The following is a 6,000-nucleotide window of genomic DNA, read 5'->3' on the forward strand; positions in this document are numbered from 1 at the left end:
TGTCTGAGTTCCCCTATGTTGCCGTTGGCAATGTGGCGACACAGCCTTTAACTAACGACATCGATGTGTTGATTTGTTAACATTCCGCCCGATTCTGTGGCGGAGCGGCACTTTGACTAGTTTTGCGCATACAAAAATTATTGAGACAATTGCAAAGATCGACGAAATTCCAACTGATCCGACCGAATACACAAACTGGATTACAGGCGAACGGCATCTCAAATTCGTAAACGCCAACGGTACTTCAGATGAAGTTGCCCTGCTTGCCACTGGCCCCTTCACTTATTTGGTTTCCCAAGTAGTTCCCAATTCTCAGCTCTTTCCGTTAGACAAAGACGATTTGCTGACATGGAGCAGCACGCCCGATACAAGTATCGCAAGCTATGTGACAGGTGGCGGTCGGGAAGGTATGTGGATTGAGCGGGGAGACACCACCAACGGCTCCAAGAGCCTGAAGGGGGCGATGGATTTGGTTTTCTGGCGGACTTTTGAAGGATGGGCGGGCGCGGATCGGAACTATTTCGAGATTCATCAGGAATTCACGCACCTGGCCGGAATACACTGGCGTCCTGAACACCGCGCGTACTGTAAGTACGACGGTAACGGGGATTTAGATAAAGTCATATCTGTAACTTCTAACATTGACGCAACCTCCGGCGTGAAGCTTGTCTCGGTAAAATGGGATAAACTGGAGGACTATCTGGCTGTCGCCGACGCCTCGCTAGTCCAGATGTTTGACTTTACGCTCCTTCGTCCGGGATTTTTCGGTGGCTGGCCAGATGGTCTAGAAGAAAAATACGACAGAAGCGATCAGATTTTCTTCCGCCGGAAAATTGCGGGTGATGCCGCCTATACACGCGGCGTCCAAATTCTTTCCCCGCGCCGCGCACCATCCGAGATCATAGAGGATATAAAGGCCGGATGGTTTGGGAAACGAGATGAGAAGCACGTTGAATTTACGGCGTATGACTTCAGACACGGGAAGGTAGCGACAGTATCGACAGCCCCTGCCGCGACAACGAATTATTTTGAAGCGCACGAGAATGAGCTTCCGTTTGAGCTTTCACCGGCCTTTTTCAAGCCCGAGGTTCTGTCGAAATACAAAACCGACCGCGACAAATATACAGTTAGTGAGAGGTCGGTATCCTGCCGTGCAGCATGGTATTTGAAAGGGTACGACGTGAACGAGGCCGGGCAGGTCCACGCATACATCTGCGACCTCCGCAGACTGCCTTATACCGAGCAATTGCACTGGCTATCGTTTAACGAGCCCCCGAAAACCAGCATATCCGAACGCGCTTATACCAATGACTTTCTCGGGGAATGGGTTCACTTCAGCCATCCCCTTCGGGAAATAATTTCAATGCTCAGGCAATGGCACGAGAAGAAGTCGCCGCTATGGACCCTGCGCGATGAAAAGCTGTTTGATCGCGTAAGTACGCCGCTGACGACCAGCACGGATGAATGGGCGGAAGCATTCATGGATTTGTCGAAGCTTATTGCAGAAGGGTTTGAAACGAAAATCATTCGCCAATGGCTGGGTGCGGCCGGGATTGCCTACACGAAAGACGACCAAAGCATTCTGCTGTTAGAGAAGTTGCTTGGTATCGACGCCGCCAGTGGCGGCACCGGTTTGGGTGGACTACGGGCAGTCCAACGCATTCGCTCAAAGGTGAAAGGTCATACTGGTAGCAGTGAAGCCCAGCAGATTATCGATGATGCAATTTCAACTTTTGGAACTTACTCCAAGCATTTTGAACAAGTCTGCAAAGCTGTCGTTGATGATCTGAGACGTATTGAGGAACGGATGTGGCCGCCCGTCTAGCCTCAGAACAGAGACATTTGCCGGTGCACGTCCTTACCCGCTCCGGATTCACAAGAACGCCGCCCGTTCCAAACGGGCGGCGTTTGTTTTCTTAGCCTAGATCGGCAGGCGCTGATCGTATTGATCGCGTAACCGCTGCCAGCCTGGCCAGAAGGCGGGGGCCGGCCTGCCGTTGGCGCGCGCGGTCAGGATATCCAGGTGCATGTGCCAGCCGGCGCCGACCATCAGCATGGTGCCGCGCTCGGGGATACGGCTGTGTGTTACGGTCAGCAGGACTTCATCGTCCTTTGGGGTCAGCTCGAATGAGACATCGCCCGTACCTTGCCAGGTGAAGGACAATTTGCGCGGCGGGTCGCTGACGACGATGCAGCTTGTCATGCGCTGCTCTTCCGGAAAGCCGGCAAGGCGCTCGCTTGGTGGATTGGACAGTTCGTCATTGCGCCAGATGAATTCGAACGGCAGGCCGTCCTGCAGGTCCATATCGCCGGCCGCCAGCCATGTTTTGCGTAACTCACTGTCGGTCAGGTAGGCCCAGACGCGCTCGACCGGACCGGGCAGCAGGCGTTCCAGTTTCAGGGTTGCTGGTTCGACCAGGACGCCAAAGGCGTCGAGAGTGGTGACTTCGTTCATTCCTTGTCTCCTTCTGAAGTTTGGGATTGTTTGCGGGCGTCGTCTTCACGCAGGCGCTGTTCGAGCAGGTCGAGGCGGCTGGTCCAGAAGCGCTCATAGGTGCTGAGCCATTGATGGGCGCTAGCCATCGGACCGGGATTGAGGCGGCACATATGGGTGCGGCCGCGGACTTCGCGCCGGATCAGGCCGGCGGCTTCCAGCGCCTTAATGTGCTTGGAGGCGGCCGCCAGCGAGATGTCGAACGGTTCGGCGAGTTCGCTGACCGTGCGTTCACTGCTTGAAAGCTGCCGCAACATCCGGCGCCGCGTCACATCGCCAAGCGCATGGAAGACAGCATTGAGTTGGGGGGATTCTAATTCAACCATGTGGTTGAATATAGATGCGGTCTAAATAATAGTCAACCGGTCGGTTGAATAATTTTACCGGCGGTAGGTCAAGCTGATGCTGACGGCGCGGCGATTGTCATAATTGATGGTGCCGTCGCCCGAACGCTGGATCATGATGGCGTCGTCCAGGGCGTTTTCGACCGACAGGTTGAGCGTCAGGCGTTCGCTCAAGGGATAACCGACATCGACGTTGAGACGCGTCGAGGGTTCCAGCGTCAGCGTATTGAGGTCGTCCTCAAAGGTTTCTCCGTCTCGTATCAGGTCGGCGGTGATCTGCGTCTTGCCGAGCTGCGATTTCAGGCCCAGCGACAGGCTGTATTCCGGCGCCTGGGCAGGGCGTTTGCCATCGGCGGGCTGGCCGGGGGCGTCGACGCGGGCGTGCGTCCACGTCGCGGAGCTGCTGACCGCCAAGCGATCGCTGAAGGTGTAAAGCCCGCGCATTTCGGCGCCATGAGCATTGATCTGGCCCAGATTGCGGCGCTGCCGCAGCGTGCCGCCGGCCGGGATAAAGCCCGCAGTCGGGAAGCTGCCGGGGCCCGTCCCTATAGTGACATTGGCGATGGGATCTGTGAGCGTATTGGCGAACAGGGTGGCGTCGATAAAGCGGTCGCGGCCAGGTGTGCGCAGGCCGATTTCATAACCGGTCAGGGTTTCGGGCTTGAGTTCGGCATTGGCTTCGGTGACGTCGTTGCCGACGCGGAAGGGACGATAAAGCTCGTTCAGCGATGGCGGCCGGAAGCCATTATAGGCGGCGGCGCGGGCGATGACGCGATCGAAGGCATAGGCGACGCCCAGCCGGGCGGACAGGACGCTTTCGTCCTTGTCGGCCAGGTTCAGTTGCAAGGTCGGCAAGCCGGTGGCCGTGTCGGTTTCCGTGCGGTGAGCGTCAGAGGCCTTCCATGTGTCGGCACGCAGGGCGGCGGCCAGGGTCCAGGGGCCTTGCGTGTTTGACCCCTCGGCATAGAGGCCGGTCAGCGCCGTCTTGCCGCCGGCGACGCGGTAGCGTGTCGGGGCGCCCGACATATAGCGGTAGAATTCGCGCGACTCGCCTTCGGTCACACGGGCATCGAGGCCGATTTCCCACTCGGTGCCGCTGCTCTGGTGGCGCAGCGCGGCATTGATGCCGTCGCCGGTCGCCGGCGTCTTGATCTGGTCGGCGGCGGTGCTGGTGCCCGTGCGGCCGGCGGCGACCGCGACCGAGCGATTGCTCAGGCCAGAGTCGCGGTGCCAGGCCTGGAGCCGCCAACCCAGGGCTTCGGGTGTCGGCTGCTTGATCAGGCTTACGGCCAGTTGCGCGCCGGTCGAGGTGGCTGTGGCGCCGATCAGTCCGGTATCGCGGCGGCTTTCATAGGTGCCGGCGATGAGGCTCAAGGTGCCGCAGCCGTCGCAAAGATCAAAGCTGCCATGACCCAGCCAGGCGCTATCGCGGCCGGTGACCGGGCCGTCGGCAGCGCCGGCCTGCGGAGCGCGCACGGCCGCGTCGCCGTTCAGATTGCGGGCGCTGTAATGGACGGCGACATCACCTAAGCCCAGGCCCCCGGCGACCAGCCAGTTCTGGTCTTCGCCGGCGCGGACGCGGCCATAGTGCGTGCCGCGCGCAGGCGCCAATGACATATCGATCACGCCGGTCAGGGCCCCGGCTCCGTAGGCCCCGCCGCCTGCGCCCTTCAGGACACGGACGTTGTCGATGGCGTCCTGGGGAAGAGCGGCCCAGATGACCCAGCCACCGAACGGATCGTTCTGCGGCACGCCATCGAGTGTCACCAAGGCGCGACCGGCGCCGGACGGACCGATGGCGCGTAACGATATGCCCTGGATGGTCGGGTTGGCGGTCAGGCTCGATTGGCGGCGAAACAATGAGGCCTGGGTTTCGCGCTTCAGGGTCTGGTCGAGCCCGGCGCGTTGTAAAGTCTCTTGATCGATGTCGGTAACGGCGAAGGCCGCATCGCCGCGATAGGCGCTGAGGCGATTGGCACGGATAATGACCTCGCCGTCTTCCGCCAATGCCGGCGTTGCACCTGTCACCATACCGAACACAAGAAAAGTCATTCGCGCGGTATGCGGTTTCATATGCCAGCCCATGTTTTCAGATATTGCTTTTACGTCGAAGCAGGCTGTAGTCCGTCGTCCTATCAGAAGTCCATATGGAGGCTGTCATGACCCACCCGGCGCTGCAACCCGGCAACACCGCGCTGATCACCGGAGGCGCTTCCGGCATAGGCCTGGCGGCCGCGCGACGGTTTGCAGGGATGGGGCTGAACGTCGTGTTGGTCGATCTCGGCAGCGACCGGCTGGATGCGGCGGTGCGGACGATCATTCATGACGGTGCGGCTGCCAGTCACATCCGCGCCATCGAGGCCGATGTCAGCGATGCCGAGGCGATGACGGGACTGGCCAAGACGGTGCGCGAAGTCGATGTCTTGATGAACAATGCCGCCATCGGGCCGGGTTCAAGCGTGCTCGATCCGGCCAATTGGCAAAAGGTGCTGGGCGCCAATCTGTGGGGGGTGGTGTATGGTTCGCAGGCCTTTGTTCCGCATATGGTGACGCGCGGCAAGCCGGGTCTGGTGATCAATACGGGTTCGAAGCAGGGGATTACGACGCCTCCAGGCGATCCGGCCTATAATGTGTCGAAGGCCGGAGTGAAGGTGTTTACCGAAGCGCTTCAGCATGAATTGCGCAATGGGACCAACCCATTGGTGACGGCGCATCTGCTGATCCCGGGCTTTGTGTGGACAGGGATGACGGCGCGCGGCCAGGCGGAAAAGCCTGCCGGCGCCTGGACCGCGGAGCAGACGGTCGACTTCATGATTGAGAGCATCGAGCGGGGCGACTTCTATATTCTCTGTCCGGACAACGATGTTCCACGTGCGCTGGATGAAAAGCGCATGGTCTGGGCGATCGGGGATATTGTCGAGAACCGCCCGCCGCTGTCGCGCTGGCATCCGGACTATGCTGAGGCGTTTCGGACGTTCCTCACAAAGGACAACTAATGGGGCGTGGGGTCCGCGACCCCACAAACCTTCTGATATCAAAGAAAAAGCCTGCCCCAAAAGGGCAGGCTCAGACTGCTGACAAACCTCTGGCGTAAGTCGGGGGTTTCTGATTCATTGAGGTATGCTCAAAGCGCCGTCAGCCGAACAAACCGCCCTTGAGATG

The 6,000-nt window shown here is 59.4% G+C and carries 5 protein-coding genes; 2 read left to right on the forward strand and 3 right to left on the reverse strand.

The window, feature by feature from the left end:
• The first annotated feature begins 112 nt into the window (after positions 1-112).
• Positions 113-1,825, forward strand: a complete 1,713-nt coding sequence (locus J2X24_RS13925) for a hypothetical protein (protein WP_209722697.1) — start codon at positions 113-115, stop codon at positions 1,823-1,825.
• Positions 1,826-1,921: 96 nt separating this feature from the next.
• Here J2X24_RS13925 and J2X24_RS13930 read toward each other — a convergent pair whose 3' ends face one another.
• Genes J2X24_RS13930 through J2X24_RS13940 form a run of 3 tightly spaced genes read right to left on the reverse strand, consistent with a single transcriptional unit; the run spans position 1,922 to position 4,869 of the window.
• The gene (locus J2X24_RS13930) at positions 1,922-2,455 is read right to left on the reverse strand and encodes an SRPBCC family protein (protein ID WP_209722700.1); all 534 of its coding nucleotides are present in this window, start codon (positions 2,453-2,455) and stop codon (positions 1,922-1,924) included.
• Positions 2,452-2,820 carry an ArsR/SmtB family transcription factor gene (locus J2X24_RS13935; protein WP_209722703.1) on the reverse strand — a complete coding sequence of 123 codons (369 nt, stop codon included), beginning with the start codon at positions 2,818-2,820 and terminating at the stop codon, positions 2,452-2,454. Before J2X24_RS13935 ends, J2X24_RS13930 begins: the two co-directional genes overlap by 4 nt.
• Before the next feature lie 54 nt (positions 2,821-2,874).
• On the reverse strand, positions 2,875-4,869 hold the full coding sequence (locus J2X24_RS13940; RefSeq protein WP_245344690.1) for a TonB-dependent receptor: 1,995 nt from the start codon (positions 4,867-4,869) through the stop codon (positions 2,875-2,877).
• A gap of 128 nt (positions 4,870-4,997) precedes the next feature.
• On the opposite strand from J2X24_RS13940, the gene J2X24_RS13945 reads away from it, so the two are divergent.
• Positions 4,998-5,834: an SDR family NAD(P)-dependent oxidoreductase gene (locus tag J2X24_RS13945; RefSeq protein WP_245344691.1), complete on the forward strand. Its 837-nt coding sequence runs from the start codon at positions 4,998-5,000 to the stop codon at positions 5,832-5,834.
• Positions 5,835-6,000 lie beyond the last annotated feature (166 nt).

The organism is Asticcacaulis solisilvae (assembly GCF_017875235.1).
Lineage (GTDB): Bacteria > Pseudomonadota > Alphaproteobacteria > Caulobacterales > Caulobacteraceae > Asticcacaulis > Asticcacaulis solisilvae_A.